The 25,573-nt window shown below is 41.4% G+C and carries 22 protein-coding genes, 4 pseudogenes and 2 riboswitches; of the genes and pseudogenes, 12 read left to right on the forward strand and 14 right to left on the reverse strand.

What is annotated here, in order from left to right; all coding sequences use genetic code 11:
* Positions 1–318: 318 nt before the first annotated feature.
* The gene (locus tag HWQ41_RS33590) at positions 319–879 is read left to right on the forward strand and encodes a DUF4126 domain-containing protein (RefSeq protein ID WP_292772523.1); all 561 of its coding nucleotides are present in this window, start codon (positions 319–321) and stop codon (positions 877–879) included.
* A gap of 94 nt (positions 880–973) precedes the next feature.
* Here HWQ41_RS33590 and hemH read toward each other — a convergent pair whose 3' ends face one another.
* Entirely contained in the window at positions 974–2,140 is a 1,167-nt protein-coding gene (gene hemH / locus HWQ41_RS33595; protein WP_292772525.1) for a ferrochelatase, read from the reverse strand.
* 93 nt (positions 2,141–2,233) lie between these two features.
* Here hemH and HWQ41_RS33600 point away from each other — a divergent pair, with 93 nt between their 5' ends.
* The 4 genes from HWQ41_RS33600 (at position 2,234) to HWQ41_RS33615 (ending at position 4,531) form a co-directional block, all read left to right on the forward strand.
* Positions 2,234–2,857 carry a class I SAM-dependent methyltransferase gene (locus HWQ41_RS33600; RefSeq protein ID WP_292772528.1) on the forward strand — a complete coding sequence of 208 codons (624 nt, stop codon included), beginning with the start codon at positions 2,234–2,236 and terminating at the stop codon, positions 2,855–2,857.
* 103 nt (positions 2,858–2,960) lie between these two features.
* Complete coding sequence (locus tag HWQ41_RS33605; RefSeq protein WP_292772530.1) at positions 2,961–3,479, forward strand: DUF29 family protein; 519 nt, start codon at positions 2,961–2,963, stop codon at positions 3,477–3,479.
* Positions 3,480–3,483: 4 nt separating this feature from the next.
* Entirely contained in the window at positions 3,484–4,005 is a 522-nt protein-coding gene (locus tag HWQ41_RS33610) for a DUF29 family protein (RefSeq protein WP_292772532.1), read from the forward strand.
* A gap of 4 nt (positions 4,006–4,009) precedes the next feature.
* Positions 4,010–4,531 carry a DUF29 family protein gene (locus tag HWQ41_RS33615; protein ID WP_292772534.1) on the forward strand — a complete coding sequence of 174 codons (522 nt, stop codon included), beginning with the start codon at positions 4,010–4,012 and terminating at the stop codon, positions 4,529–4,531.
* Between the two features lie 257 nt (positions 4,532–4,788).
* On the opposite strand, the gene HWQ41_RS33620 is transcribed toward HWQ41_RS33615, so the two are convergent.
* The gene (locus HWQ41_RS33620) at positions 4,789–5,622 is read right to left on the reverse strand and encodes a hypothetical protein (protein ID WP_292772536.1); all 834 of its coding nucleotides are present in this window, start codon (positions 5,620–5,622) and stop codon (positions 4,789–4,791) included.
* A gap of 656 nt (positions 5,623–6,278) precedes the next feature.
* On the opposite strand from HWQ41_RS33620, the gene HWQ41_RS33625 reads away from it, so the two are divergent.
* Positions 6,279–7,109, forward strand: a complete 831-nt coding sequence (locus tag HWQ41_RS33625; protein ID WP_292772651.1) for a dienelactone hydrolase family protein — start codon at positions 6,279–6,281, stop codon at positions 7,107–7,109.
* Between the two features lie 67 nt (positions 7,110–7,176).
* Here the strand turns inward: HWQ41_RS33625 and HWQ41_RS33630 are convergent, their stop codons facing one another.
* Positions 7,177–10,293 carry an MFS transporter gene (locus tag HWQ41_RS33630; protein ID WP_292772538.1) on the reverse strand — a complete coding sequence of 1,039 codons (3,117 nt, stop codon included), beginning with the start codon at positions 10,291–10,293 and terminating at the stop codon, positions 7,177–7,179.
* Positions 10,294–10,784: 491 nt separating this feature from the next.
* Here HWQ41_RS33630 and HWQ41_RS33635 point away from each other — a divergent pair.
* Both HWQ41_RS33635 and HWQ41_RS33640 read left to right on the forward strand, forming a co-directional pair.
* Positions 10,785–10,970, forward strand: a pseudogene (locus HWQ41_RS33635) (chlorophyll a/b-binding protein).
* Between the two features lie 59 nt (positions 10,971–11,029).
* Positions 11,030–11,242, forward strand: coding sequence for a high light inducible protein (locus tag HWQ41_RS33640; protein ID WP_292772540.1), 213 nt, complete (start codon positions 11,030–11,032; stop codon positions 11,240–11,242).
* Between the two features lie 437 nt (positions 11,243–11,679).
* On the opposite strand, the gene HWQ41_RS33645 is transcribed toward HWQ41_RS33640, so the two are convergent.
* The 4 genes and pseudogenes from HWQ41_RS33645 to HWQ41_RS33660 all read right to left on the reverse strand — a co-directional run bounded on the left by HWQ41_RS33645 (position 11,680) and on the right by HWQ41_RS33660 (position 14,416).
* Positions 11,680–12,300: a universal stress protein gene (locus HWQ41_RS33645; protein WP_292772653.1), complete on the reverse strand. Its 621-nt coding sequence runs from the start codon at positions 12,298–12,300 to the stop codon at positions 11,680–11,682.
* A gap of 178 nt (positions 12,301–12,478) precedes the next feature.
* Positions 12,479–12,654: riboswitch (cyclic di-AMP (ydaO/yuaA leader) on the reverse strand.
* A gap of 38 nt (positions 12,655–12,692) precedes the next feature.
* The gene (locus HWQ41_RS33650) at positions 12,693–13,553 is read right to left on the reverse strand and encodes an ABC transporter ATP-binding protein (RefSeq protein WP_292772655.1); all 861 of its coding nucleotides are present in this window, start codon (positions 13,551–13,553) and stop codon (positions 12,693–12,695) included.
* A 292-nt stretch (positions 13,554–13,845) separates the two neighbouring features.
* A pseudogene (locus HWQ41_RS33655) lies at positions 13,846–14,004 on the reverse strand (twin-arginine translocation pathway signal protein); the annotation flags it as partial.
* Between the two features lie 99 nt (positions 14,005–14,103).
* Positions 14,104–14,416 (reverse strand): annotated as a pseudogene (locus HWQ41_RS33660) (hypothetical protein).
* A 97-nt stretch (positions 14,417–14,513) separates the two neighbouring features.
* Positions 14,514–14,715, reverse strand: a riboswitch (cyclic di-AMP (ydaO/yuaA leader).
* A 428-nt stretch (positions 14,716–15,143) separates the two neighbouring features.
* Here HWQ41_RS33660 and HWQ41_RS33665 point away from each other — a divergent pair.
* On the forward strand, positions 15,144–16,334 hold the full coding sequence (locus HWQ41_RS33665) for a HAMP domain-containing sensor histidine kinase (RefSeq protein ID WP_292772542.1): 1,191 nt from the start codon (positions 15,144–15,146) through the stop codon (positions 16,332–16,334).
* Between the two features lie 31 nt (positions 16,335–16,365).
* Here the strand turns inward: HWQ41_RS33665 and HWQ41_RS33670 are convergent, their stop codons facing one another.
* From HWQ41_RS33670 to HWQ41_RS33690, 6 genes are all read right to left on the reverse strand, one after another.
* Positions 16,366–16,701: a XisI protein gene (locus HWQ41_RS33670; protein WP_292772544.1), complete on the reverse strand. Its 336-nt coding sequence runs from the start codon at positions 16,699–16,701 to the stop codon at positions 16,366–16,368.
* Positions 16,689–17,105 (reverse strand): XisH family protein, encoded by a 417-nt coding sequence (locus HWQ41_RS33675; protein WP_292772546.1) that lies wholly within the window; start codon positions 17,103–17,105, stop codon positions 16,689–16,691. The genes HWQ41_RS33670 and HWQ41_RS33675 overlap by 13 nt, the downstream gene beginning before the upstream one ends.
* Positions 17,106–17,189: 84 nt before the next feature.
* Complete coding sequence (gene rnc / locus HWQ41_RS33680; protein WP_292772548.1) at positions 17,190–17,885, reverse strand: ribonuclease III; 696 nt, start codon at positions 17,883–17,885, stop codon at positions 17,190–17,192.
* A 96-nt stretch (positions 17,886–17,981) separates the two neighbouring features.
* Positions 17,982–18,116 carry an HNH endonuclease signature motif containing protein gene (locus HWQ41_RS34430; protein ID WP_366931737.1) on the reverse strand — a complete coding sequence of 45 codons (135 nt, stop codon included), beginning with the start codon at positions 18,114–18,116 and terminating at the stop codon, positions 17,982–17,984.
* 696 nt (positions 18,117–18,812) lie between these two features.
* The gene (locus HWQ41_RS33685; RefSeq protein WP_292772550.1) at positions 18,813–19,421 is read right to left on the reverse strand and encodes a hypothetical protein; all 609 of its coding nucleotides are present in this window, start codon (positions 19,419–19,421) and stop codon (positions 18,813–18,815) included.
* Positions 19,422–19,628: 207 nt separating this feature from the next.
* Positions 19,629–20,210, reverse strand: a complete 582-nt coding sequence (locus tag HWQ41_RS33690) for a Uma2 family endonuclease (RefSeq protein ID WP_292772552.1) — start codon at positions 20,208–20,210, stop codon at positions 19,629–19,631.
* Between the two features lie 103 nt (positions 20,211–20,313).
* Here HWQ41_RS33690 and bchD point away from each other — a divergent pair, with 103 nt between their 5' ends.
* Positions 20,314–22,344, forward strand: coding sequence for a magnesium chelatase ATPase subunit D (bchD, locus tag HWQ41_RS33695; RefSeq protein WP_292772554.1), 2,031 nt, complete (start codon positions 20,314–20,316; stop codon positions 22,342–22,344).
* Positions 22,345–22,404: 60 nt separating this feature from the next.
* Here bchD and HWQ41_RS33700 read toward each other — a convergent pair whose 3' ends face one another.
* Positions 22,405–23,190 (reverse strand): RNA polymerase sigma factor SigF, encoded by a 786-nt coding sequence (locus HWQ41_RS33700; RefSeq protein ID WP_292772556.1) that lies wholly within the window; start codon positions 23,188–23,190, stop codon positions 22,405–22,407.
* A gap of 337 nt (positions 23,191–23,527) precedes the next feature.
* Between HWQ41_RS33700 and HWQ41_RS33705 the strand changes: the two genes are divergently transcribed.
* Together HWQ41_RS33705 and HWQ41_RS33710 are read left to right on the forward strand one after the other, a co-directional pair.
* Complete coding sequence (locus HWQ41_RS33705; RefSeq protein ID WP_292772558.1) at positions 23,528–24,256, forward strand: Bax inhibitor-1 family protein; 729 nt, start codon at positions 23,528–23,530, stop codon at positions 24,254–24,256.
* Positions 24,257–24,387: 131 nt separating this feature from the next.
* Positions 24,388–25,543: pseudogene (locus HWQ41_RS33710) on the forward strand (PCRF domain-containing protein).
* Positions 25,544–25,573 lie beyond the last annotated feature (30 nt).

Here is a 25,573-nt window from a genome sequence, read left to right on the forward strand (position 1 = left end):
GCTATATATCAATACTGCGTAGGTTTTGCCTAAAAAATAAAAATGTGTAGGTTGGGTAACGCATTGCCTCAACCCAACCTACGAATATTCTTAACCGAGCAGTATTGGGACTCATATTTGATTTTTGAAATAGACGTAGGGTGCGTTACGCTTGCTAACGCACCCTACATATACTTAGATTTTTTCAAAAATCAAATCGGATTGCTATATTTAGTATCCCATTGCTGAAGACTGTCAGTTTGGTGCTGGAATTTTTGCCAGAACTGGGTAGTATAAATAACAAATATCTACTTATTTATTAGTGCTTCGAGTGCCTTGATGATTGAAATCCTAGCCACACTTTCAGCCTCTGCCGCAGCAGGAATGAGAATAGGGATACCTTTGCTAATTATTGGACTATTGCAGGGTAGTAACTTGTGGTCACAAGTTCCAATTTTATCTCACATTTCTCCACCAATATTATTAGGCTGCCTCACCAGTTGGTCATTAATTGAGTTATTCGGCTCAAAAAAGCTATGGGGGCAAAGATCGCTCCAACTAGTTCAGTTATTCATGTCTCCCATCGCGGGCGCAATTATGGGGTTAGCAGTAGCTAACGCAACAGCAACGCCAAACTGGTTGATTGCCTTAATTGGGGGTTTGTTAGCTTTGGTACTCCAGCTAGTCCAAGTTGGTTGGTTCTATCGATTACGTGGCTTACCATTGTGGGCAGTCTTTCTTCAAGATACCTTATGCGTTGCTCTAGTACTTTTTGCCTTTGGCGCTCCCTGGCAAGGAGGATTAATTGCTTTAATTCTGCTCTGGTTTGCAGTTCGTAGCGCGAAGCAGTGGTATGACTGGTATTGGCAGAAAAGTAAGAAGTTAGGAGTGAGAAGTTAGGAATGAAAATAGAAGTTAAGACTGAAGAGTTAGGGAGAAAAATTTAAAACTCCTAACTCCTAACTCCTAACTCCTAACTCCTAACTCTTTTCATTTACTGCAAAAGTCCAATCATATGTAGCAGACCGTGACCGGTAATCAGCTCGATGATTAAGGCAATGATCCCCAGCATGGCAATCCGACCATTCCATACTTCAGCGCTAGTAGTCAGACCCCATTCCCAACGCTCTTGGGGGTACATTTTCACCCTTTTTTTCATTTGGGCAGCTTGCGAAAGCTTGAAACTGGGGTTTTTCAGCGCATCAATCACTAGGTCTGCCAGTGCATTAATAAATACCGGATGGCTATTGGGAGCAGGAACGCGACGGAAGTTGTGAATTCCTGATTCTTCTGCTACTTCCCGATACTCAATATCAATTTCTTGTAGTGTCTCAATATGCTCTGAGACAAAACTAATAGGCACGACAACCAAATCTTTCACGCCTTCTGCACCTAGTTCTTTGAGGGCATCCTCAGTATAGGGTTGGAGCCATTCTACTGGGCCAACGCGACTTTGGTAAGCTAAGGTGTGGGCATTGGGCCGATTGAGGGTCTGCATAATCAAGGCAGTACATTCTTCAATTTCTTGCTGATAGGGGTCGCCAGCCTCTTCAACATAGCTTTTGGGAACGCCGTGAGCGCTGAAGAATATATGAACCTCATCTGGATTAGGAAACTGTTCAAGTTCTTGGGCTACGAGTTCCGCCATTGCTTGAAGGTAGCCTGGTTGTTTGTACCAAGAAGGAATGACGGTGTAATCAATGGGTTGAAGTTTTGGATCTTCTTGCCAAAGCTTTTCTAAAAGCCGGAAGCTAGAACCACTGGTACTGATCGAAAACTGGGGATATAGTGGTAAGATTACCAGGTGTTCTATATTATCTTGGGTGATCTGTGCGATCGCCTCTTCTGTATACGGATGCCAATAACGCATTCCCACGTAAATTTTAGCTTCTTGTCCCAAATAGCCCAACTGTTTTTTTAAAGCTTCCCCTTGCGCTTCTGTGATCTGCCGCAGTGGGGAACCACCACCGATTTGCTTATAATTTGCTTGAGATGTTCTGGTTCGCCGCGTGGCAATAAACCAGGCTAGGGGCTTTTGCAACCAGCGAAACGGTAGGCGAATAATTTCCGGATCGGAAAATAGGTTATACAAAAACGGCCCGACATCCTCTAGCTTATCGGGGCCACCGAGATTGAGTAATAAGACGCCTACACGACCCATAGCAGTTACTTTCCCCCAATCTTTTCAGATTTTTTACTAATGTTAACAATATATCTTTATTAAATATAAAGCTTAATAGCAAGGAAATATGCAATGGCAACAATTTTAAGGGATTGGAGTTACCGCTATCAGTGGCTGTATGATGGCATCTCTCGTTTAGCAGCCTTAAGTGTAGGTGGTGAAGCCCGTTTTCGGCAACTTGCTTTGCAAGACTTAACAATTGACTCAGATACTCAAGTCTTAGATTTGTGTTGTGGCAGTGGTCAAACAACGCAATTTTTGGTAAAATTTTCACAAAATGTAACAGGATTGGACGCTTCACCCAAGTCTTTGCAACGGGCGCGGCTAAATGTACCATTAGCTTCCTATGTGGAAGCTTTTGCCGAGGAGATGCCATTTGCAGATAATCTGTTTGATGTGGTGCATACCAGCGTCGCACTACACGAGATGCAGCCTCAGCAATTACGAAAAATTATTAATGAAGTTTATCGGGTGTTGAAGCCAGGAGGGGTATTTACGCTGGTGGATTTTCATGCTCCTACGAATCCGATATTTTGGCCTGGGGTATCACTGTTTTTGTTGTTGTTTGAGACGGAAACAGCTTGGCAATTGTTGAAAACTGATTTGGCTAAGTTGTTAACTGAGACTGGGTTTGAAGTGGGTGAGCCAACTTTATATGCTGGTGGTAGTCTGCAAGTGATACAGGCGAAGAAGTAAAAAATATTGCTTTATTAATGGCAGGTAAAATACTCTGCTATTAATAAAGTATAGATGATTATTATATTGAAATAAGCATGATGAAATTTTGAGGTTAATAGAAATGACACAGGAATTAATAGACCTCAGAACTTGTATCCAGGAGGGAAGATACGCAGATGCCTTGGCAATTGTAGATGAATTAGAGGGAATGAGTAAACAAGCTATTCTGCGGAATATCCAAGCTTATTTAAGGATTCTGCTGATTCATTTGATTAAGAACCAACTAGAGCAGCGATTAACAAATTCTTGGGTTGCTTCTATTCGTAATTCCCTTATAGAAATTAAGAAACTCAATCTCAAAGACAATAAAAAATCCTCTTATATCAATTTAACCGAATGGGATACCTATATTGAAGATGAAATAGAAGTAGCAGTGCGTGATGCCAGCGTGGAAGTTTTGAATGGAATGTACAATGAATTTCAATTGGCTGAAATGGTGGATAAAAACCAGATAATTCAGACTGCTTTGAAGTTTTTGGCACTAACCTATTCTTATTCAGCTAAGGAGTTACCCGCAGTTGTAGCTGAAAATTTAATTCAGTTATCCGGTGGAGAAGATTGGAAAGCAGGTAGGCGGTGAAAAAATGACGCAAGAACTAATAGACCTCAAAAACAGTATTTTGGAAGGACGTTATGCAGATGCCTTGGCAATTGTAGATGAATTAGAGGGAATGAGTAAAAAGGCTATTCTGCGTCAGATTAAATCGTTTTTAAGAATTTTACTGATTCATTTGATCAAGAATCAACTAGAACAGAGATTAACAAATTCTTGGGCTGCTTCTATTCGCAACGCTATCCGCGAAATTAAAGAAGTAAATCTTAAAGACAATGAAAAATCTTATTATGTCAATTTAAATGAATGGCAAAACTTCATAGAAGAGGAAGTTATTGAAGATGCGATCGCAGATGCCAGCGATGAAGTAATGAATGGAGCATATAATCAATTTCAACTGACTGAAATGGTAGATAGAAAGCAGATAATTCAGACTGCTTTGAAGTTTTTGGCACTAACTTATTCTTATTCAGCTAAGGAGTTACCCGCAGTTATAGCTGAAACTTTAACTCAGTTATCCGGTGGAGAAGATTGGAAAGCAGGTAGGCGGTGAAAAAATGACGCAAGAACTAATAGACCTCAAAAACAGTATTTTGGAAGGACGTTATGCAGATGCCTTGGCAATTGTAGATGAATTAGAAGGCATGAGTAAACAAGCTATTCTGCGTAGTATCCAAGCTTATTTAAGGATTCTGCTGATTCATTTGATTAAGAACCAAGTAGAACAGCGATTAACAAATTCTTGGGCGGCTTCTATTCGTAATTCAATCCGAGAAATTAAAAAACTGAATATCAAAGATAATAAAAAATCTTATTATATCAATTTGAATGAATGGGAAAACTTTATAGAAGAGGAAGTTATTGAAGATGCGATCGCAGATGCGAGTGAGGAAGTGATGAACGCCAAATTTACTCGCTCTCAATTGTCGGCGATGCTAGATAAAAAACAGATTTTAACTATAGCCACTAGTTTACTGGCTTTAACATATACTTATTCGCCAAAGGAATTACCAGCGATTATGGATGATTATCTCATTCAGTTAGCTGGTGGTGAAGATTGGATAAATCGGGAAAAATAAGGCGATCGCTCTTTGTTCGGCAATGATACCAAGTGTTAAATTAAGATTAGCACCGTCAACTCTTGAAGGAAATACAAATGACAATCAATGGGAGCATTTAAAATATAGCAATCCTATCTGAGTTGTGAAAATTAATTTGTTTAACGAACCGTAAAGGACACAAAGGGCGCGAAGTCGAGAAAGAAAAGATTTCATAAATGATTTAGGATTGCTATATCAAGTTTAATCAACGGGAGTGAGAGCATTAAAAAATCAAGTTATTCGTTTTGTTCTAGCTCTAGCTCTTGCAGTTGATTTTGTTGCTCTAGAGGACTTAAATCAAGTAACGCCCAACCATTGCTAGGAGTAAAAGCTATATTTATTAAAAAGTACCCTGCGTTCTGATTGTTCACGATTGTACTAGCAGCAATTTGTGAAATATTGTTATAACTATAAGCACTATTGCCAGAGGCATTTGTACCGAAAATTACCCACCCTCCATTTGGAGCGAACGCAACAGTGGTGATAGAATCGTTTTTTTGATATATAGTCTTTATTTCATTAACAACATCTTGTGGAAAATTGGTACTCCAATTAGCAGTATTACCACCGTTAGAGATAATTACCCACTCTCCATTAGGTGTAAAGGCAACAGTGTTGATAGTTGAGTTGTTTTGATTTAGAGTCCTGATTTCATTAGCAGCATCTTGTGGAAAATTGGTACTCAAATAATAACCATTACCGTCATTGATAATTACCCACTCTCCACTAGGCGTAAAGGCAATAGTGTTGATAGTTAAGCTTTGTTGATTTAGAGTGGAAAGGTCGTTAATAAACTCTTGTGGAAGACCAGTTGAAGTATTATAACCATTGCTACCATTGAGAATTACCCACCCTCCATTGGGAGCGAATGCAATAGTTCTAGGATTTATATCTTGATTAGCTAGAGTCTGAAGTTCGTTAGCTGCTTCGATGGGAATACCAATATAGTTACTATCAGCCAAAGCCCGTGAAGAACTAAAAATGATCGGAGATAAAATCCCTATTGATGCACCTACAACAAAGCTAGTGATAGCTTTGTTAAATTTCCCTGGTAAAAGAATATTAGACATAGTGAAAATTTCGATTTTGCTATTTTAAAAATACAATTTCACTTGAAGTTTGTCAATTACCTAAAATAAAATATTTAGACAGGTTAACGAGAGATTAAATAATTCGTAATGACGCTCGCGGACTCGCTACCGCTACGCTAACGTAATTCGTAATTAAGTTTTGTAACGGGTATTTAGACCTCAGGGGTATTTCATTTTCATCTAGCCCGCCTCAGAATGAATTATGAGTCTAATAGCGAAAGTCGTCTAAAGACGACTGAGAAAAGGTTAAAGTCCGTTAAAACTGACTTTAGTTATTATCCCGGAACTTCAGTTCTGGACGGTTTATGTCTAGAAGAAAATAGCCCTGTTTAAACCCCGCCACAAAACTTGCCACTTGTTAGTTGCAGGGGACTTCAAACCACGGAACTCGTTAACAAGTTGGTTACTTCAAGCATTCCCAGATTCTCTTTTATAATTTGATATCTAAAGAGGATGTTTGAAAAGTCTAATTTATTAGGACTTACGCAAAATTACACAGTGTAGGGGCAATTCATGAATTGCCCCTACCTGAAAATCACAGTTTCGGCTATTGTTTTGGTAAACCGTAGTATTCGCATTATCATTACTGTACGGTTAACCAACAATAAAACTTTCGCCAATTCGAGGTAGAGATGATGCAAGAAGTAACTCGCCGCAAATTTATTGCAACAGCCACCCTAGCGACGGGTTTTGCCCTCGCAGTACAACCCATTTCTGCTGGAGTCATCACCACCGATGCTAAGGGGTTGGTAGCTGGTGCGGTGAAAATTCCTGTTAAAGATGGCGAAATTCCTGCCTATAGAGCAGCACCTGCGACTGGTGAAAATTTCCCCATCGTCCTGGTGATCCAAGAAATATTTGGAGTACACGAGCATATTCAGGATATCACTCGGCGCTTTGCCCAGTTGGGGTATTTAGCGATCGCACCCGAATTATTCATCCGTCAAGGCGATGTCTCGAAATTAAGCAGCATGGACGAAATTCGCCCAATTGTCGCTAAAGTGCCAGATGCCCAAGTGCTATCCGATCTCGATGCTACGGTACACTGGGCGGTGAAATCAGCTAAAGGTAATGCCGATAAATTGGCGATTACAGGTTTCTGCTGGGGCGGGCGCATTACCTGGTTATACGCAGCACATAATCCCAAGGTGAAGGCTGGTGTGGCTTGGTACGGGCGACTTGTGGGCGATGCTACCGAACTTCAGCCCCAGAATCCCATCAATATTGCATCAAAACTGACAGTCCCTATTCTCGGACTCTACGGCGGCAAAGATACGGGTATTCCCCTCAATACAGTAGAGCAGATGCGCGATCGCCTCAAGGAAAGCAGCAGCAAATCTGAAATCATCGTCTATCCCGATGCACCCCACGCATTTTTTGCCGATTATCGTCCTTCCTACCGCGAGAAAGAAGCTAAGGAAGGTTGGAAACGTCTTTTGGTATGGTTTAAGGAGCATGGCGTGTAAATCTGCGGAACAAAAAAAAGCCTCCCATACCAGGAGGCTTAAAAGTTAGCGGAGAAAACTTGTTAAACTACGGCCTTGCAGCGAGCGCTCCTCCTAATGCAGAGAAAACCGCAGAGACGGATGCTGTAGCAAACAGCCACCACGCGGCTGTAGCTGCGGCTTTGCGGGTTTCTTCTGCTTGCCGCTGTGCCTGATGTTTCACCTCTTCTAGGCGGCGTTGGGCTTCGCGCTGTATGCGTTCTGCACGTTGCAATACTGTGTTGCGTGCCCGTTCAATTTGGTCGATGATCCCGTTGGCATCTTCTTCGGAGATGTCCTCACGAGAACTCATAATTGCCACTAGGGTATCACGATCAAAAGAAGATAGGCGATCGCGCAGGGCATCAAACCCGGACTGGGGATCTTCAAAAAATGTGCGAACATCGCGCTTGATACTATCATAGTTAAGTTCCGGGCGATCCAAGGAGTTGAGATAGTTACGGATGCGGCCGAAAACCCCGTCAATTGCATCTTGAATCCCTCGTTGGATGTTCCGCACTTGTTCTACAAATTGATCCCTTACGGATACCATATTATCGGCAATCCGCGCCGCTTCTTCATCGGAAATATCTTCCCGAATTTTCAGCAGGGCGATGATCGTAGAACGGTCAAAATGGGAAAGGCGATCGCTAAAAGTTTCTACTCCAACTCGCGGATCGTGCAACAATAATTGCAAGTCGCGCTTGATACCTTCTGGGTTGAGTTCTTCTTTGCCGGTTTGCCGCAGATACTCTTCCAGATAACCTTTGAATGTTTCCACTCTTTGCTGTGTGCGGCTAGCTAGGCGACGAGGCGCACGCACAAAGTTGCGAATCGAATTTTGCGTGGAATCAATGATTTCATTGACTTGTTCTTCACTCAAGTCTTGGCGTTGACTGAGCAACTTCACCAGTGTATCCCGGTCTACCTGCGATAACCGACGGCGCAGTGCTACGGCTCCCTCCTGGGGATTTTCAAACAATCTGGTCAAATCTCGCCCAATACCTTCGGGATTCAGTTCTTGTTTACCAGTATTCCGCAGATAATCTGCGATCGTGGTAGTAACGGAGTCGTATTGCTCTTTGGCTTTATCCACTACAGCTTGGGGTGTGTGGCGGATATTATGCCACGATTCCTCAGCAGCATTGATGATTTGATTAACTTGATCTTCACTCAAATCTTGCCGTTGACTCAACAGCTGTACCAAGGTATCGCGGTCAAAGCGAGACAACCGCGCCCGAATTGAGGTAATTCCAGCTTGGGGATCTTCCAGTAGCTTTTTGAACTCGGCGCGGATGGCATCAGGATTCAGTTCTGCTTTCCCGGTATTACGCAGATATGATTCTACATTCAGCCACAGGGTTTCTGCTTGATATTGTGCCTGTTCTGCTAGTCCTTTGGATTCTACCAAGACGCGATCGCGTTGTTTTTCCAACTCGTCGAGAATGCTGTCTACTTCATATAGCTGTACATCATTACGTTGCAGCAATATCTGCCGCATCTCCTGACGTTCCAGGTGCGCCAGTCGCAATGTCAGGGTTTCATCATCTACCTCTGAGTCTTGCAACAGTGGTTTGAAATTGCCCTCAATGCCTTCGGCTGTCAAATCTGCTTTCGGGGTAACGAGCAGATAACTTTCCACTGCACGTTGCAAGTCTTGTACTATCTCTCTTTCTTCGATAGCTGTCACTGTCACTAGCACATCTTTGCGGACAGCTTCTAGCTGATCTGCAATGCGGTGAATTTGGGCTTGGGTAAGTAATCCTCGCTGTTGCAGAATATTGATGAAATCGTTGCGGGATAGTCGGTCTAGTTCCCTGCGGACTATTCCAGGGTCAGCTGCTGGGTCGTAGATGACATCACGAAATTCCTGAGCAATTTGTTCTGGACTCAGTTGCCAAGCATAAGTGTTGTACAGGTAGTTTTCGACATCAGCCCGAATTGGGTTATAGGGTTGTGATGGTGTTGGTAGCCCTAGCTTATCTGCTTGTTCTGTGACTTTATCTTTGGCAGTGCTCAGGCTACGCAAGATTTTTTCCACATCCAAATCAGACAAGTCTGTGCGTCCCAAAACAATGCCGGTTAAGGCAGATAGTCCTTGCTGGAGTGTACTTTGAATTGGCCCACTACCTGCCTTTTGGTCAGATTCTTTGGAACCACGCTTTTCTGCTACTAACCGATCCAGTTTGGCGTTGAGTTCATCTGTCTTGTTTTGTCCTGCTGGGAGTGATTTCAGATAATCCATTAACTCGCCCAGACGGTCTTCTGTGGGTGGTTGCTGACTTACCACTTGCTGCCAAACTTTATACAACGTATCAGCAATGCGGCTAACGTCTTTTTTGGAAAGGTCGGTGCGACTGCTGACTAACTCGATAAACTTTTCGCGGTCGATGTTGCGGATATCTGAAGTCCCCGCGATCGCTTTTAATTGCGGGTCGTTGAGTAAATTTTCAAAGTCACTCCGAATTTTCGACACATCTAGCTCTGGAGGACGTATCTTTTCTAAGTAATCCTCTATGTTCTCCCGGATACTCACCGGGTCGATGGCGCTCCCTAGTTCCCGACCGATAGCGGCGGCGGCGGCTTCAGCCGTCGCTACAACTTGGTTATTGATAGCTTTTGCGCCCAGTGCGGCGGTGGCTGTCCCCATAATCGCCTGAAACCCGGAGGTTGCTGTATTGACGACTGAGCCAATTAAGGAACCTACGGTGGTAGAACTTACCCAAACGAGGAGCAAAAAGTAAGCACCCCAAATCACCAAGCCGAGAATCGCTCCCAATGTTGGATCTAAGATTACAAGGCTCAATTTTACCGCGAGGAAAGAGGCGATTAAAAGAGCGATCGTCACAGTGACTAATGTCCAAATCCCCACTGCTGTGCCGATTTTGCGAATGCTGCCGCCCAAACTTCCGACTTCCCCACTATCTGAATTCGAGTCAGATGAGTGCCCCAGGTAGGAAATACCGGCTGCAAGGGAGAGATTAGTTAGAACTAATTGGAAAGCAAAGGCTAGAATCACGCCGGAGATTAAAGCCACAAAAAAGCGCGGCCCGGAAGTGAGAACCGATGCCTGTGCTGGCGTGACGTTTGAGGTATCTACTGGAACCTGTGCCATCCACAATAGTGGTTTGTAGAGTCCCACGATCATTTCCGTACTTTGGAACATTCGTATTTCCTTCTTCTAAGTTTAAATTTAGGGAATTAAGAATTTCTTGAGAAACAACTCTTAGTATGTATTTATGTCTGTACCTATGGCAATACCTAACTCTATTTAGCTCAGAATCCGGGAATTTAGCTGTTTAAAGCATCTCTCCAAAGATTGAAAAGTGTATCCAGCGGAAGATATAGCTTTTATTCCCTATCGGTGGAAATCTTAATCAAATTGCCACCTACTATTAATTATGTACAGCTAATTTTTAATTTTTAATTGCTTATTTTTAGCGATTTATTCTGTTTAAATTATAGTTTTCACCCAAATACTTTACATTTATTTACATATCTCTTTTTGCTAACCCTCTCAAGGTGGATTTGTCTAGAACAATACGTTTCTGATAATCGTCCAGAAGAAGTGCCTATAGTTTGTGCCCACAGGCAGAAAGCAATCTCGTTATAAAAAGCTACATTAAAGTTAACAAACGAATCGTTGAGGACAAGAAAATGGCAACTCGTTCTTCCAAAGATTTGCCACTAATTGCAACAGAATACAATGGCAAAGCTCGCAATTAATTTCTGTTTGGCTCGACTCCTCAAGCCGAAATCTGGAACGGTCGTTTTGCAATGATTGCTTTCCTTGCGTATTTACTTTGGGATTTAGCTGGTTATAGTGTTCTACGTGACGTTTGACATCTGATTGGCTATTAGAAATTAAACACTTAAAATGCTACTGGATTTTGGAGAAAAAAATGGGAACTAAAGAAACTCGTTCTTCTACTGATTTACCACCTGTTGCACTTGAATACAACGGTGTAGATCGCAATGCATTTTTGTTTGGTTGGACTCCTCAAGCCGAAATTTGGAATGGTCGCTTGGCAGCTATTGGCTTTCTTGCCTATCTGCTTTGGGATTTGGCTGGTTATAGTGTTCTGCGTGACGTTTTACATCTGATTGGCTACTAGAAATTAAACACCTAAAAAGCTACTGGGTTTTGGAGGGAAAAATCGCAACTAGAGAAACTCGCTCTACTAACAATTTATCGTAAATCAAAGGGTTTAAGACCCCTAGCTCTACAGGTAGCGCGGAGTCGGAGCCACTCCGCCTCGGCGAAGTTTCAGTCGGGGTTTAAATCCCCGTCTGAAAATGTCTTTGATGCAAGAATTTTGAATTTTTAAAACTCCTAGCTAATCTCGGTTTTGGTAGGCGGAACCAAAATCGAGAACTTTTTCCTAGATAGGATCGCCAATAAATGTCATGATGCTGAGGATAGCTTCCCAGTTTTTTACACTCTACTTACCGAAGTTTAATTAGTTGCATAGTAGCGAAAAAAGCCACCTAATTTTAGGTGACTTATCTATGATTAAAATTTGATAAAAATTACTGAAATTCTGAACAGCGATTATTCATCAATACAACTAGGAATGCCCAAAACAGCACAGGGGAAATTAGAACCTAGAGCCTCAATCATCGGATGATTAACAGAGTTGCAACCCAGAAACAGAATATCGGCAGCTTCTGATTCAACAACTTTCTTAAGTTCTGTGGAAATGCAGCCAAACCGCAAATGAGATTTGAACGAACCCTGCCATTCTTCAGCTAAACTTCTGGCTTGCCAAAGAATTATATCTGCTTGTTGCAGAGGAGTTACCACTGTCTGCAATTTGGGTTGAGTTAATACCAGTGTGACAGACTTTGATACTTGACTGACTTGACATTCCAATGAAGTCTGTTGTTCTGGAAAGTTCAAGACGTTTAGGTGCTGACTGCTTTGATTGTCTTCTACCACATAAACGGCTTGAACTGTGACTTGTGCATTAGTGGCTAAACGCGTTTGATGGGCAATCCAAAAGGCAATATCTAGTGCCGTATGACTGTTAGGAGATGCGTCATAGGCAACAATTAAGTTAACTGCTTTTGAGCTTTGAGGTTTTTTAGAAAAAGGTTTTTTTGGTTCTGGCAGCAGTACCATTTGTTCAATTAAGTCATTTCGACCTGTGGCACTTTGCAGACGTGCTAACATTGGCTTGATTTGCACAGCTTTACTTCTCCCAATGAAATGAATTAACAATGAGAAGCAGGGGGACAAATTTTAGATTTTAGATTTTGGATTTTAGATTGAGTGACGATAAGCAAAATCTCAAATCTGAAATAAGTCAAGGAAACCCCAATAATAACTGTATTACAGCCAAAGTCTTGGGGGTTCCTTCCATTGCCTACGGAGTTAGCTGACGGGCTAAGACTGGAAGGTGTCTCTCTCTTAAGAGTGCTGAGTTAAAGATTAATAATTCCTAACTCCTGACTCTTAACTCCTCACTTTCAATGAGATACGCCCCACAAAATGGTTCCTCCGCTCCAAATTCAGCTTTCATGAATTTGAATTAGGCTACCCACTAAAAAAAATGATAATCTAATTTACTCGTCTTGGGTAAAATATCGATCAAGGAAATTTAGGGCGTGGTTGCGGAGTTCAAAATATTCTTTTGAGTTTCGCATGGCGGCGCGAGCCTCTTTCAGAGGAGCTTCGCTAACGCGTGGACGCTCAAAAGGAATTTTTAATATCTCCCCGATACTAGCAGCCGGGCCATTGGTCATCAATACGATGCGATCGGACATATAAATTGCTTCATCTACATCGTGGGTAATCATCATCACTGCTTGCCGATTATTTTCCCAAATATCTAATACCTGCCGCTGCAATTTGCCACGAGTTAGTGCATCTAGTGCCCCAAAAGGTTCATCCATCAGCAACATTTTGGGACGAATTGCTAAGGCTCTGGCAATACCTACTCGTTGTTTCATACCTCCAGAAATTTCATCGGGATATTTGTCAGCCGCCGCCGTCAAGTTTACCATTGCCAAGTGTTGATTTACAATGCTAATTTTCTCAGCCCTATTAGCATTTTTTAGCACTTCATCCACGGCTAAACGGATATTTTCTCGCACGGTTAACCAAGGTAACAGCGAATAGTTCTGAAATACCATCATCCTTTCGGCTCCTGGCTGACGAATTTCTTGTCCATCTAGCCTGACTGAGCCGGAAGTTGCTTTTTCTAAACCAGCTACTATCTTTAGTAGAGTTGATTTACCACAACCGGAGTGACCGATTACAGAAATATATTCATCTTCACCAATCGTCAGATTAACCCCATCTAAAACGACAAAATTATCTTTATCAGGTGTCGGATAAGACTTGACTAAATTTTCAATTTCTAAAAATCCAGGGCGGGGCAGAACTTCTGTCTGGGTATTAATAGGTAATGAGGTATATTCCATCATCAAAGGCTCCGAAAATAATTTATTCAATCAATTTTGGATTTTAGGTCGCACCTTTAGTGCGCTTCCAGCGCAACTTGGATTTTAGATTGACTCTGACCAAAAAGATGCTGGGTTGCTGAGGATTTTAGATTTATTCCACCCAACAGGGGCAGGGCATAAACCAAAGAACCACAATCCAAAATCTCAAATCTAAAATCTAAAATTGGCAGGGATTTAAGACATGAAAAACTTAGTGGGAGCGTTAGCCCTGATGGCAAAACTATTCAGATAGCCCACAGGATCACTGGGGGTCTTGGGATCTAATTACTGGTTGAACAGCTAAGGCTTCTTCAGTCAATCCTTTAGCTGATCTATCTCCCGAAATAGCACAGGAGGACAGCGCTATTCCCGTTGTGGTTGCTTCTATTCCTTTGATAAAGTCTCGTCGAGTCCAGTTATTATCACCCATTCTTGTAGCTCCATTGGTGATTAATTTGGTTGTGAGATAGGCTAACGCCAAGGCGCAAATTTCAAGAGCGTCTTAGGGTCTTGATGCGAAAAAATTTAATCAGTTAGAAGCTGTAGGGCGGCGAGTTACTAATTCTTGGATTTTGCCCACGCCGTAATCTAGGATTAACCCAGTTAAGCCAATTATCAACACAGCTAAAAAGACTGAACTCAGGTTTAAGCGACTCCATGCTATCCCCTTCTGGTGGGGTGGGCATCAATTCATGGTTGGCAAGTGCAACAATCCACCACAGCACAATTATTTCCAAGAACCCTAATACAGGTAGAATGAAGACATCTCTAAGGATGGCAGGTTTTGCCTTTTGCCAAGCGGCTTGTGCTGCGATCGCAGCCAAATTTAGTTGAAATATCATTTACGACCTCAACAGATTTAAGTGCAGGTACAAAAATTTTGAGCAGTACCAGCCTTGGACACCGATGAGATCGAAACATTAGAATAATGCCGTCTCTTCAGTCTCCTCTCAATGCCTACGAAGTTAGCTGACGGGCTAGGGCTGAAAGATGCCCTTCTAAAGAAAGTTATGAGTTATGAGTTGAGTATTAATAACTTCTAACTCTCAACTTCTCACTTTCTCTGAGATACGCCCCACAATTTGGTTCCTCCGCTCCAACATCACGTACTGTGATGTGATGGATTAGGCTGACTTACTCTAATGGATACTAGTTATCAAGAATATAACATCAATGCTCAGTAAAAGCCAACTGTATTATGATAAATGTTGTTTATTTCAATACCAAAATCAAATGTATCTCCTTGCTTTTCGGTAATTAACAAAATTTATAATTTTTTTATAATTTTAGTTGTGTTGTGAGTGAACTCATTGCACAGATAGCTAAACAACAATAGTTGAATCAATCATCAAGCTTTTTACCTGCTTGATTAACATTTTTTAATAAAAACTATATTATACTTTGCAAGTTTTATATACGGGTAGTTAATCCAGCAAACAAAAGAACATATAAAATCTATTTCTTTTGGTAGGTTAATTAAATCGCTAATTTTGGTAAAAAACCGCTGCACTCGCTAAACTATTTGCATATGGAAGTTTACCCATCTATCTCCTAGCTGAATTTAACATAATGGATTTTAGTCAAGTACTGGCTGAAAAAAAGGACACCATCCTTGATAAATGGATTGTAGCAGTTCGCAAGGATAGACGGATTGAAAGTGCTGATGACCTATCTTACACAGCGGTGAAAGATCATATCCCCGATGTTTTGAAAGCTATGGTGACAGTGCTTTCAAAATCCCAGGATAATGATATTCAGTCGATAGTTGTTGCCAGTTTCGAGCATGGAGCTATTCGAGCTGAACAAGGCTTTGATCCAGCAGAAATTGCCAGAGAATATCATCTGCTGCGAACAGTAATATTTGATGCTCTACAAGCAGATTTATTGAGTGGAACCCCGGCAGAGATAATTCGTTCCATGCGTTTGATAGACGCAATTGTAGATGAAGCGAACGCTCGGTGTTTCAAGAGTTATGTTGAGGAGCGGTTGCGAGAATTACAGCAGTTGCAGTCATCACTAACTCTCCATAATGAAGAACTCACACGCTTAATTAATGCTAATCAAGAGTATATTTCCCAACTAGCCCACGAATTGAAACATCCTCTAACTTCTATTATTGGTTACTCGGATTTGTTTTTACGCCAACAACGACGAAAGACTGAGGTGAAAGACACTTCTGCCAATTTAGAACACATTGAGCGCGTGCTACGCAATGGTAGACAATTACTGCACCTGATTAACAATGTATTAGAACTTTCGCGGTATGACGCAGGGCAAATAAAACTCCAACTAGCGCCTACCGATATGCGTGAATTAATTAATAATGTATGTGAAATGTTGGAACCTTTAGCAGCTGGGAAAAATTTAAAAATCGTAGTAGATTGCGATCGCGCTCCCAAAGAATTAATCACAGATTCTTTGAAATTCCAACAGATTGTCACAAATCTTATTAGTAATGCGATTCGCTATACAGAGTCGGGGACTATTATTATAATGTGTCAGATATTGGAGAACCAGAGATGGGCGATCGCAGTTTCTGACACTGGAATTGGCATTGCACCAGAAAACCAAGCCCAGATATTTGAACCCTACTTTCGCGTGAGTTCTAGCGATCGTTCCTATCTTCCTGATAGTACTGGATTGGGGTTAGCGATCGTCTCGCGGTTAGTGAAACTACTACAAGGTCAAATTAACCTAATCTCTGAGGTCGGTGTTGGTTCTACTTTCACCGTAATTTTGCCTTTAGAAGTGAAGATTTGAGAAAGTTTATAGTCTAGTATTATTTTAAAATTCATGAAACAGCATATCCCGTATGTTGCCTGACATTTTGCGGGTGAAATCCTAAGACAATTTTCTCTTTGGGAATTCCTGCTGCTACTAATTCGTAGGTAACACCATCTTCTGTGTCATCTCGTTGCACCCAGATTTTACCATCAATAATGTCAATATGAACTAAGCAACCGTGAATTCGCTTGACACCATCCCAGCCTAAAGTTATCAGCAAATAGCTGTCATTTTCACTATCAAAGATTGTTTTACATTCAATAGCTGCGTAGGAATAAGGAATTTGTGTGTAGGGTAGTAATACCTCTTTGATCATGCGTTGATAATTATCTAAGGTATCCATTGGATAATCTTCTCTGTTTCTGGATTAAAAACGACTAACTTTAGATTTTCAGTTTCTATTAAAAGTGTACCAATTGGTTCTTCAAATAAAGCTGTAAATACGCTGTCGCGCACTGCCAAATATAATGTTCTTTCTGGCTCCAAGCGATGGATAACAGCACGATACATGATAAATCCTCCAATGGCATCTTTGAGGTCTGCCATTTCTGAGGGACTCACAAAACTTTTGATTTCTACAGCTATTTTTTTAGCCCCTTGTTCTGCGGCTAAGAGTTGTTTAGCTCCTAAATCTACATACATATCTTTTTGACCCCACTTTAAATGTAGAGGGTCATCTGTAATTATCCAGCCTTCTTGAATTAAGGCATTTTTAACAGCATTATGATAAATATCTCTTGCAGGCATATCAAAGTATATTCATTAAAACAAATCTCCTTGCACTAGTTCTGATTTGGTTTCTGCGCTAAGGCGTGAGATAAAAAATCATCTCTACAACAAACCTTTCTTTTTCAACTTAGCTAGCGCATCTTCAGCAGCATCTTTTTCAGCCTCTTTTTTATTACGTCCCTGACCTTCGCCGTAAATTTTTTCATCTACCCAAACTTTTGCGATGAATTGTGGCGCGTGAGAAGGGCCACTTTGCTCTGTGACATATTTAGGGGGAGTTGGGGTAATGTTGCGTTGCACCCATTCCTGAAAGCGATTTTTTGAGTCTACATTAGAGCGAGACACAACAATATTCTCAGGTACAGAATTAAACAAAGGTTCTACAATTTTGCGAACTTCCTCAATATCTGACTTGTTATCATCTGACTTGTTATCCAGATAATAAGCACCAATCACAGCTTCAAATGTACTGCTAAGTAAATTAGGATTTTGGTAGCCTCCATCTCGTATTGCACCTTGTCCTAGACGCATCCGAAAATCTAAACCTACTTCAATAGCAAATTTTGCTAATTGCTTCTCATCTACCAGCGCAGAACGCCGCCGAGTTAATTCATCTTCTCCCTTTTCTGCGTGTTTTTCATAGAGATATTTACCACTTAAGAAATTTAGAATAGCATCACCAAGAAACTCTAGGCGTTCGTTATGTTCCCCTTCTCCAGGATGTTCGTTGACATAAGAACGGTGGGTAAGTGCTTGTCGTAAAAGTTTTTCATTTTTGAAAATCAAAATTTTGTGCATTTTACTTTTTTCCAATTTGTAATTTTAATGGGATGAAATGGGTGGGCATCCTTGCCCACACCACAAAAGGTAAGCCTAAAAAAACAAAAGTATTATCTAGAAATAGTTAATACTTTTTGAACTAGGTGGATAAAGACTATTTCCACGAGAATTATTGCATGAAAAACAAGAAAATCGTAGGTTTTCTAACGAGTCAGATCCACCACGACTCTTTGGTAAAAGGTGATCAATTGTTAGATATTATGTTAGTAAATTCTGTCTACACCACCAACATTCAGAACCATATAAATCAAGAAGTTGTTGCTTTTTGTTGCGTTTCTGTCTAGTATTCATTTCCTCTAGTTTCCTTTTGCTTGTTATTTGTAACAGCATCGGAACATCAGGTATCTAGCATTAAGGTAGCGTTATGTAACAGAAATCCCAATTAGAAATCTCTACAATAACACCTACACTCAGTACAGTCCCCAACTCTACAAGCTGGTTGTACTAAATGTATGTTAGAAGTCGCACATCTGAAAGTTAATCAATTCTATCTGAGGGTGTAATAGAGTAGGGAGTAATTAATGAATTCAGTATTTAGCTAACAAACTAAACTTTGATTTAATTAGTTAACCAGATACTTAACTCATCAGTTACTCAACTGCTCTACTACAACCTCACTTAGAAGTTAACAACTACCACAAATGCGACCACCGACATTAGCTTTAGCTTTTTGGATGATGACTCTTTTGATCCATTGCACATAAATAAATCTAACAGATGATAGTAGTAATGTCAAGGGCATACTGGTTATTTTTTATTAAGTAACTTGAGAAGACTGACTTTTTTGGCAGAAATACTTTGCCACAGATCCCCGACTTCTCAAAGAAGTCGGGGATCTTGTTTCTCGTGAATGATTTAGGATTGCTATTATAGTTAATAAATAATTTACAGTTTACTTTGCGCGATCGCACTATACAAAATACCTAAAATTTTCTTAATATCCTTAATATAATACTCACTCAAATCAATCGAAACTACATTGCCTTCAAGTTTGAGAAATTGCCAAATCGTACCGATAGTAACAGTACCATATATAGCTTTGATTTGATTTCTACTTCTCTCGTTAAATAACTGAGCAGCTACCATTTCGGCAATACATTGCGCTAAACCAGACCTCAAATTTTCATTTTTACTTTCTACTAAGACAATCACCGGACTACGTACAAGCAACTGTTCGGAAGAAAGACTCAAAATAAAATCACAAAAGCCATTTAATCCTCGTTGGCTATCAACAGTAAAATCCACTCCCGAAAACAAACTTATTTCATAATTAAATTTGCGTCTAATTTCTAACAAAATTGGACTTATTATCATTTCACTACGAGCTTTTTCCGAACTTATCGCTACTGCTAAATCAACATTTTCCCTGAGAATAGTAGATAATAAATCACTACAGTCTTGCTCCTGTATATTTGCAAATAGTCCTGATGACTCGTGGATAACTAACCCAAAAGAATCAATAACTTCAAGAAGTTTGAAATCACTATAAGCCATAAAACTTACTCCTTAGTCTTAGAATATGTTTGAAAAACCCTGGCGACTGGAAGTCACGGCTACACGAGACTTTACCCACCTCCGTGGGTTAATAAACCGTAATTTTGTATTAGTCCACCTCCGTGGACTTCTCTGCGAGACGCACTCGCGTTCGTTTGTGTAGCTGCGAATTCCATTCGCCCAATACTTTACTTTACAAACGTCTTCTTATGACTTTGAAGGAAACACCCTAACTAAATCAAGAGATAAATCAGGAGAATAGGGAAAAATTATTACCTGATTTGACAAGAAAATTCGCTTATTTAAATAACCATATTTACCTTGACAATCCTGATATGGTTCACTATAACCTTCCAAATAGTTATCGAATAAATTGAATATCCAATAATCAGCAATACCTGCTTTAGCATAGAGAGGAATTTTCACATCTTGGTCATAATCCAAAGAAGAATCTGAAACCTCCATTACCAATAACACATCAGCAGGTTGAGGATGACCAGAAAAATAATTATCATCTCGATTTTGAAGAATAGCAAAATCCGGTTCAGGTTCGCTATTCGGTGGCAAAGCAATCGGAGCTTGAGATTGCAAAGTTGCCCGTTCACCTACAAGTTTTGGAAGTTCCCGCAACAAGTTTCGCAAACAAGTTTCATGGGCTGTACCTTTGGATGCCATTTCAATAATTTCCCCGTTGATTAATTCAATGTGGTCATCTTCATGGAAAAAGCCCAATTCAGTAAGCCTGTGGTATTCATCCAGTGTGAAGCGTTTAGTCTGAGCAATACTCATAAATCTTCCTCCCAAGGGAAATACGATCGCGTAACCGCCCCTATATTCTAAATGTGTCAGAAATTGGTATGCTAAAGGCCAAGACTCGCTATGAAAGCAAACAATGCCTGCGCCTACCATCAACTCCACGATCACTGCTTTTCCCTTGACAGCCGTAGTCGGTCAAGAAGCAATTAAATTAGCCTTGCTGTTAGCCGCAGTTGATCCTGGTTTGGGGGGAGTGGCGATCGCAGGTCGTCGCGGTACGGCAAAATCTGTGATGGCTCGTGCTATCCACGCTCTACTACCACCGATTGAAGTTGTCAAAGGCTCAATCAGTAATTGTGACCCCAACCACCCAGAAGAATGGGATGATCAACTATTGGCGGAGTACGCAGATAAAGATATTCAAGATGTTCCCGTCGAAATTATCCCCGCGCCTTTTTTGCAAATTCCTCTAGGTATCACTGAAGACCGACTCCTCGGTTCTGTGGATGTTGAAAAGTCGGTAAAAGAAGGTGATACCATTTTTCAGCCCGGTTTACTCGCTACAGCTAACCGAGGTGTACTGTACGTAGATGAAATTAATTTATTAGATGACCAAATATCAAATCAGCTTCTAACAGTATTATCTGACGGACGCAACCAGATTGAACGGGAAGGGATTAGTTTTCAGCATCCGTGTAAATCCCTATTTATTGCCACCTACAATCCAGAAGAAGGCGGATTACGGGAGCATTTGCTAGATAGAATTGCGATCGCCCTCTCTGCTGATGGTGTACTCGGCTTAGATCAAAGAGTAGCAGCAGTTGAAGTTGCGATCGCCTATTCTAAATCTCCCCAAGACTTTCTCCAGCAGTACAACGAAGACTTAGACGCGCTCAAAACCCAAATCATCTTGGCGCGGGAATGGTTGAAAGAAGTAATCATCACCCATGAACAAATTGCCTATTTAGTGGATGAGGCGATTCGCGGCGGAGTTCAGGGACATCGCGCCGAGTTATTCGCCACGCGGGTTGCCAAGGCGGCGGCGGCTTTGGAGGGACGAACAACAGTCAATGCCGAAGATTTGCGCCGTGCTGTGGAATTGGTGATTGTACCACGCGCCACAATTGTGCAGACACCACCACCAGAACAATCACCGCCACCGCCTCCACCCCCACCACAAAATCAAGAAGAACCCCAGGACGAATCAGAAGAGGAAGAACAAGAACAGGAAGAACAGGAAGAAAATCAAGAGCAAGAACCCCCCAGCATCCCGGAAGAATTCATTTTTGATCCAGAAGGGGTAATTCTTGATGACAGCGTGCTTTACTTTACTCAAATGGCGAAGCGGCAAGGTAAATCTGGTAGTCGCAGTATCATCTTTTCCGATGACAGGGGACGCTACATTAAGCCAATGTTGCCCAAGGGGAAAGCGCGACGCATTGCAGTAGATGCCACCTTGAGAGCAGCGGCTCCTTATCAAAAAGCCCGAAGAGAAAGACACCCAGACAGAAAAGTTATTGTCGAACAGGCTGATATTCGCTCGAAACGCCTGGTACGTAAAGCAGGGGCGTTGGTAGTATTTGTGGTAGATGCTTCTGGCTCAATGGCCCTGAACCGAATGCAATCGGCTAAAGGTGCGGTGATGCAACTGTTGACAGAAGCTTATCAAAACCGCGACCAAATAGCATTAATTCCCTTCCGGGGAGAACGGGCAGAGGTACTATTGCCTCCAACACGTTCTATTGCCTTGGCGCGTAACCGCTTGGAAAGGTTGCCCTGTGGTGGGGGTTCGCCCTTAGCGCATGGTTTAACCCAAGCTGTGCGCGTCGGCTTAAATGCCCAGATGAGCGGAGATATTGGGCAAGTTGTCCTTGTCGCAATCACCGATGGGCGGGGTAATATTCCCTTAGCGCGTTCTTTAGGTGAAGAACTAGAACCAGGAGAAAAGCCAGATATCAAAGGAGAACTATTAGAAATTGCTGCCAGAATCCGGGCTTTAGGGATGCAACTATTGGTAATTGATACGGAAAGTAAATTTGTGTCCACGGGTTTTGCTAAAGAATTATCGCAAACAGCAGGCGGTAAATATTATCATTTGCCGAAAGCGACAGATCAAGCTATTGCTGCTATGACCAAAGGTGCGATCGCTGATTTAAAATCTCGATAATTAGTTATTAGTCATTTGTCAGTTTCTTTTCTACTAAGCACTGACCATTGACTAATGACATCAAGATCCAGTGGGCATTACCTGTGGTTGTAAATAGTAAATCAAATCTTGAATTCCCTTTTGCAGATACCGCGTTACCGTCATTGGACTAGTGCCAATATTTTTAGCAGCATCCTTGCGAGAAAGTTCCTTCAAAAATACCATTTCAACTGCCATACGGGGCTTGTCTTCTAACATATTTATTGCGCCTTGGAGTTGTTGGCGTTCTTCTTCTTGTTGCAGAAGAACATGAGAACGAGGACAAGGAAGTGCCTCACCCAAGGTTATTTGGCAATCAACATAGTTAACTGCGGTCGCATCTAAACTCAAAGGCATACGGTTTTGAGCAGCTAACTTGGTTTCTTGCCATTCTTGCAGAGATACCCGAAGTTGGTTAGCAATTTCAGCATCCTTGGGCGGCCTACCTAAAGACATTGATAAGTCCTTGCGAATCTTTTGTCCTTCATTGTACAGTTCTTGCCAACGACGGGGAATTTTTAATAGAGTACTGCGATCGCGCAAAAAGTGCAGCATCTCACCGCGAATATATGGCACAGCAAAGGAACTAAAAGCATATCCTTGGCTAGGGTCGAAGCGCTCAATTGCCCTAATTAAACCAAAATAACCGATTTGTTCTAAATCTTCATAAGGTTCATTACATTGATGGCTGAATTTATGAGCCATTTTCCGCACTAAGCCAGTATGTAACTGTACAAGTTTATTACGAAGTTTAATGGAAGGATTCTGGTGGTACAAGTGTAATAATTCTATACCATCAATTCGTAAAGAGGACTCACTTGTTGCCATATACATTCCTTTGTTGTAACTCTTATTCCTGAGAAAATGGAGCTGCGTATATTTTCTTCTAAGCTGTCATTATTTTCCTTAGTCAAGCCAGAATAAGCCATCGTCGTTTCACTGAACTTATGAGGGGTCGGACTCCACAATTCAGTATTTTTACGCATGATTTTGCTCACCTCTCTGTTGCAGGTTATTTTTGATTTTTAGATAAAAATTTCAACATTTGATCATCTTTTTTGTTTAGTTGTCTTCTAACTTGCGTAACCCTTTCCTGGTTTCTCGCCCTAAATCTTGGTAAGAATAGGAATAAGCAGAACGTTTTCCTAAAAAACAGTTTTTCAATATGAGCAATACCAGTAATTTTCGTGAAGCTATCCGTGAGGCTAAATCTCACGCCCTCGTTGGCCCAAACGTGATTGCCAACGCCCTCCCCTATGTTGGTGGCGGATTGGTGCTAACGGCATTAGGAACCTACGGCGGTTTGGGAGTTATCCGTACCAACCCCGGAATATTCTTTCCCACCTTCATTGGTGCGGTGATTTTGGAGTTAATTTTGTTCTTTGTTGCCCAAAATGTTGCCCAAAAAGGTAACAAGGGACTTGCACTACCCCTGTTGGCAACCTACAGCCTCTTGTCTGGATATACTCTCAGTGGCTTGATATTTGTCGCTTTGAGATCCCAAGGTGTTGGCATTCAAGGCATTGGGTTGGCTGCCCTTGGTTGTGGCGTTACCTTTATTTTCGCCCGTCAAATTGGTTCAAATCTCTCTGAACAAGACGGGATGGCTTTGACGAAAACCATTAATCTCGGCGTCATTGCCTTGGTGGTTGTGTGTCTAGCCCAATTCGGGTTTGCCATGTTTGGTGTTTACACGCCAAATTGGTTAGAAATCGCTATCTCCGGTTTGGGGGTGTTTCTATTTGTTGGGGTTTCTGTTGTCGATTTCTACATCTTGCCCCGCACTTACAGCGATGACCAATATCTGCCTGCTGCTTTGTCGATGTACCTCACTTACATCAACTTGTTCGTCTTTATCTTGCGGTTGCTAATTTCCATAAATGGCCGCAATTAATTGTCTGTAGGTACTAAGAAAAGTAAAGTTTTATAAAGTAAAAACCGTGGTTGAATTTTTAGCAACCACGGTTTTTTCATCGTTTTAATAGTAGAATGTGTAGATAAGTTCAGCCTCAAGTGAGCAAAACTATGCTAGAACTCTTAAATATCAAGTGCGAAGTAGAAAGGTTGTCTAATATCTTGACCAAGGCTGAAGGCTGTCTTTGACCTCCGAGAACTGAGTGCAAGAATCGAGGACTTGAATCAATTCATTTCTCAACCTACTTTCTGGCATAATTCTGTCATTTTCTATCAGAAACTTGAAGAAATTGAATCACTCAAGGCTCAAAAGAAACAATATCAGCGATCGCACTTCATTCTAGAAGATATCAAGGCTGCACTAGAGCTACTAGAATTATCTGCTGATCAGGAATTGTTGCAAGAGGCGCAAACCAATCTTATTCACCTCCAGCAAGAACTTGAAATAGTAGAAATACAACAATTACTGTCTGACCCCCACGACCAAAAGGGGGCATTCTTGACAATTACGGCTGAGGTTGGAAGTATAGATGCTCAGTCTTGGGCAGCTATGTTATTGCAGCTATACTATCGTTGGGCAGTAAATCATCATCATAAAGTATATCTAGTGCAAGAGTCAGCAGGTGATTTAGGAGGGTTCAAACATGCAATCCTAGAAATTACAGGGCGTTATGCTTATGGCTGACTCAAATCGGAACAAGGAACTCATGCAAGAATAGAGCGAATTTCTTCTGTTCATGGCAATGGCAGGCGGCATACTTGCCTAGCTAGTGTAGAAGTCAGCCCGATTTTAGATGAGTCTGTTGATTTTGAGATTCCAAAGAAGGATTTAGAGATTACTTTGCCGCGCCCACAGAGGAATGTCAACCGCCCAGAAATATGGGTGCGGGTGTTTCACATTCCTACCGGGATTAGTGTATTTTGCGACCAACAGCGTAGTCAGATGCAAAACAAAGAGAAAGCCTTAGCTATTCTCAAGAGTAAACTGTTTGCGATGCCTACGGCTGGCTACGCCTACGCACTAGCCCAAGGTGTCCAACAAGTTGACGAAATTCAACCTCAGCAGATAAAATATCTATCTAAGAAGCTCATCCGTGAATATATCTTGCATCCTTACACCAAGGTGAAAGATTTACGTACCAATGTAGAAACAACTGTTGCGACAGAAGTATTAGACGGTAAGATTGATTTGTTTATCAAAGCCTATCTGCAACAGCTAAATCTTACTACTTCAGTGGGTAAAGAAACGCTTGATAATTTCAAGTAACTTTTGTAACTAGTGCAGAGAGAATTTGCC

This window comes from Nostoc sp. NOS(2021) (genome assembly GCF_017115025.1).
In the GTDB taxonomy this organism is placed as follows: Bacteria; Cyanobacteriota; Cyanobacteriia; order Cyanobacteriales; family Nostocaceae; genus Nostoc.

Bases quoted from the DNA above. Each gene is read 5' to 3' on its own strand.
- HWQ41_RS33590 (WP_292772523.1), top strand. From the start codon at position 319: ATGATTGAAATCCTAGCCACACTTTCAGCCTCTGCCGCAGCAGGAATG.
- hemH (WP_292772525.1), bottom strand. From the start codon at position 2,140: ATGGGTCGTGTAGGCGTCTTATTACTCAATCTCGGTGGCCCCGATAAG.
- HWQ41_RS33600 (WP_292772528.1), top strand. From the start codon at position 2,234: ATGGCAACAATTTTAAGGGATTGGAGTTACCGCTATCAGTGGCTGTAT.
- HWQ41_RS33605 (WP_292772530.1), top strand. From the start codon at position 2,961: ATGACACAGGAATTAATAGACCTCAGAACTTGTATCCAGGAGGGAAGA.
- HWQ41_RS33610 (WP_292772532.1), top strand. From the start codon at position 3,484: ATGACGCAAGAACTAATAGACCTCAAAAACAGTATTTTGGAAGGACGT.
- HWQ41_RS33615 (WP_292772534.1), top strand. From the start codon at position 4,010: ATGACGCAAGAACTAATAGACCTCAAAAACAGTATTTTGGAAGGACGT.
- HWQ41_RS33620 (WP_292772536.1), bottom strand. From the start codon at position 5,622: ATGTCTAATATTCTTTTACCAGGGAAATTTAACAAAGCTATCACTAGC.
- HWQ41_RS33625 (WP_292772651.1), top strand. From the start codon at position 6,279: ATGCAAGAAGTAACTCGCCGCAAATTTATTGCAACAGCCACCCTAGCG.
- HWQ41_RS33630 (WP_292772538.1), bottom strand. From the start codon at position 10,293: ATGTTCCAAAGTACGGAAATGATCGTGGGACTCTACAAACCACTATTG.
- HWQ41_RS33640 (WP_292772540.1), top strand. From the start codon at position 11,030: ATGGGAACTAAAGAAACTCGTTCTTCTACTGATTTACCACCTGTTGCA.
- HWQ41_RS33645 (WP_292772653.1), bottom strand. From the start codon at position 12,300: ATGTTAGCACGTCTGCAAAGTGCCACAGGTCGAAATGACTTAATTGAA.
- HWQ41_RS33650 (WP_292772655.1), bottom strand. From the start codon at position 13,553: ATGGAATATACCTCATTACCTATTAATACCCAGACAGAAGTTCTGCCC.
- HWQ41_RS33665 (WP_292772542.1), top strand. From the start codon at position 15,144: ATGGATTTTAGTCAAGTACTGGCTGAAAAAAAGGACACCATCCTTGAT.
- HWQ41_RS33670 (WP_292772544.1), bottom strand. From the start codon at position 16,701: ATGGATACCTTAGATAATTATCAACGCATGATCAAAGAGGTATTACTA.
- HWQ41_RS33675 (WP_292772546.1), bottom strand. From the start codon at position 17,105: ATGCCTGCAAGAGATATTTATCATAATGCTGTTAAAAATGCCTTAATT.
- rnc (WP_292772548.1), bottom strand. From the start codon at position 17,885: ATGCACAAAATTTTGATTTTCAAAAATGAAAAACTTTTACGACAAGCA.
- HWQ41_RS33685 (WP_292772550.1), bottom strand. From the start codon at position 19,421: ATGGCTTATAGTGATTTCAAACTTCTTGAAGTTATTGATTCTTTTGGG.
- HWQ41_RS33690 (WP_292772552.1), bottom strand. From the start codon at position 20,210: ATGAGTATTGCTCAGACTAAACGCTTCACACTGGATGAATACCACAGG.
- bchD (WP_292772554.1), top strand. From the start codon at position 20,314: ATGCCTGCGCCTACCATCAACTCCACGATCACTGCTTTTCCCTTGACA.
- HWQ41_RS33700 (WP_292772556.1), bottom strand. From the start codon at position 23,190: ATGGCAACAAGTGAGTCCTCTTTACGAATTGATGGTATAGAATTATTA.
- HWQ41_RS33705 (WP_292772558.1), top strand. From the start codon at position 23,528: ATGAGCAATACCAGTAATTTTCGTGAAGCTATCCGTGAGGCTAAATCT.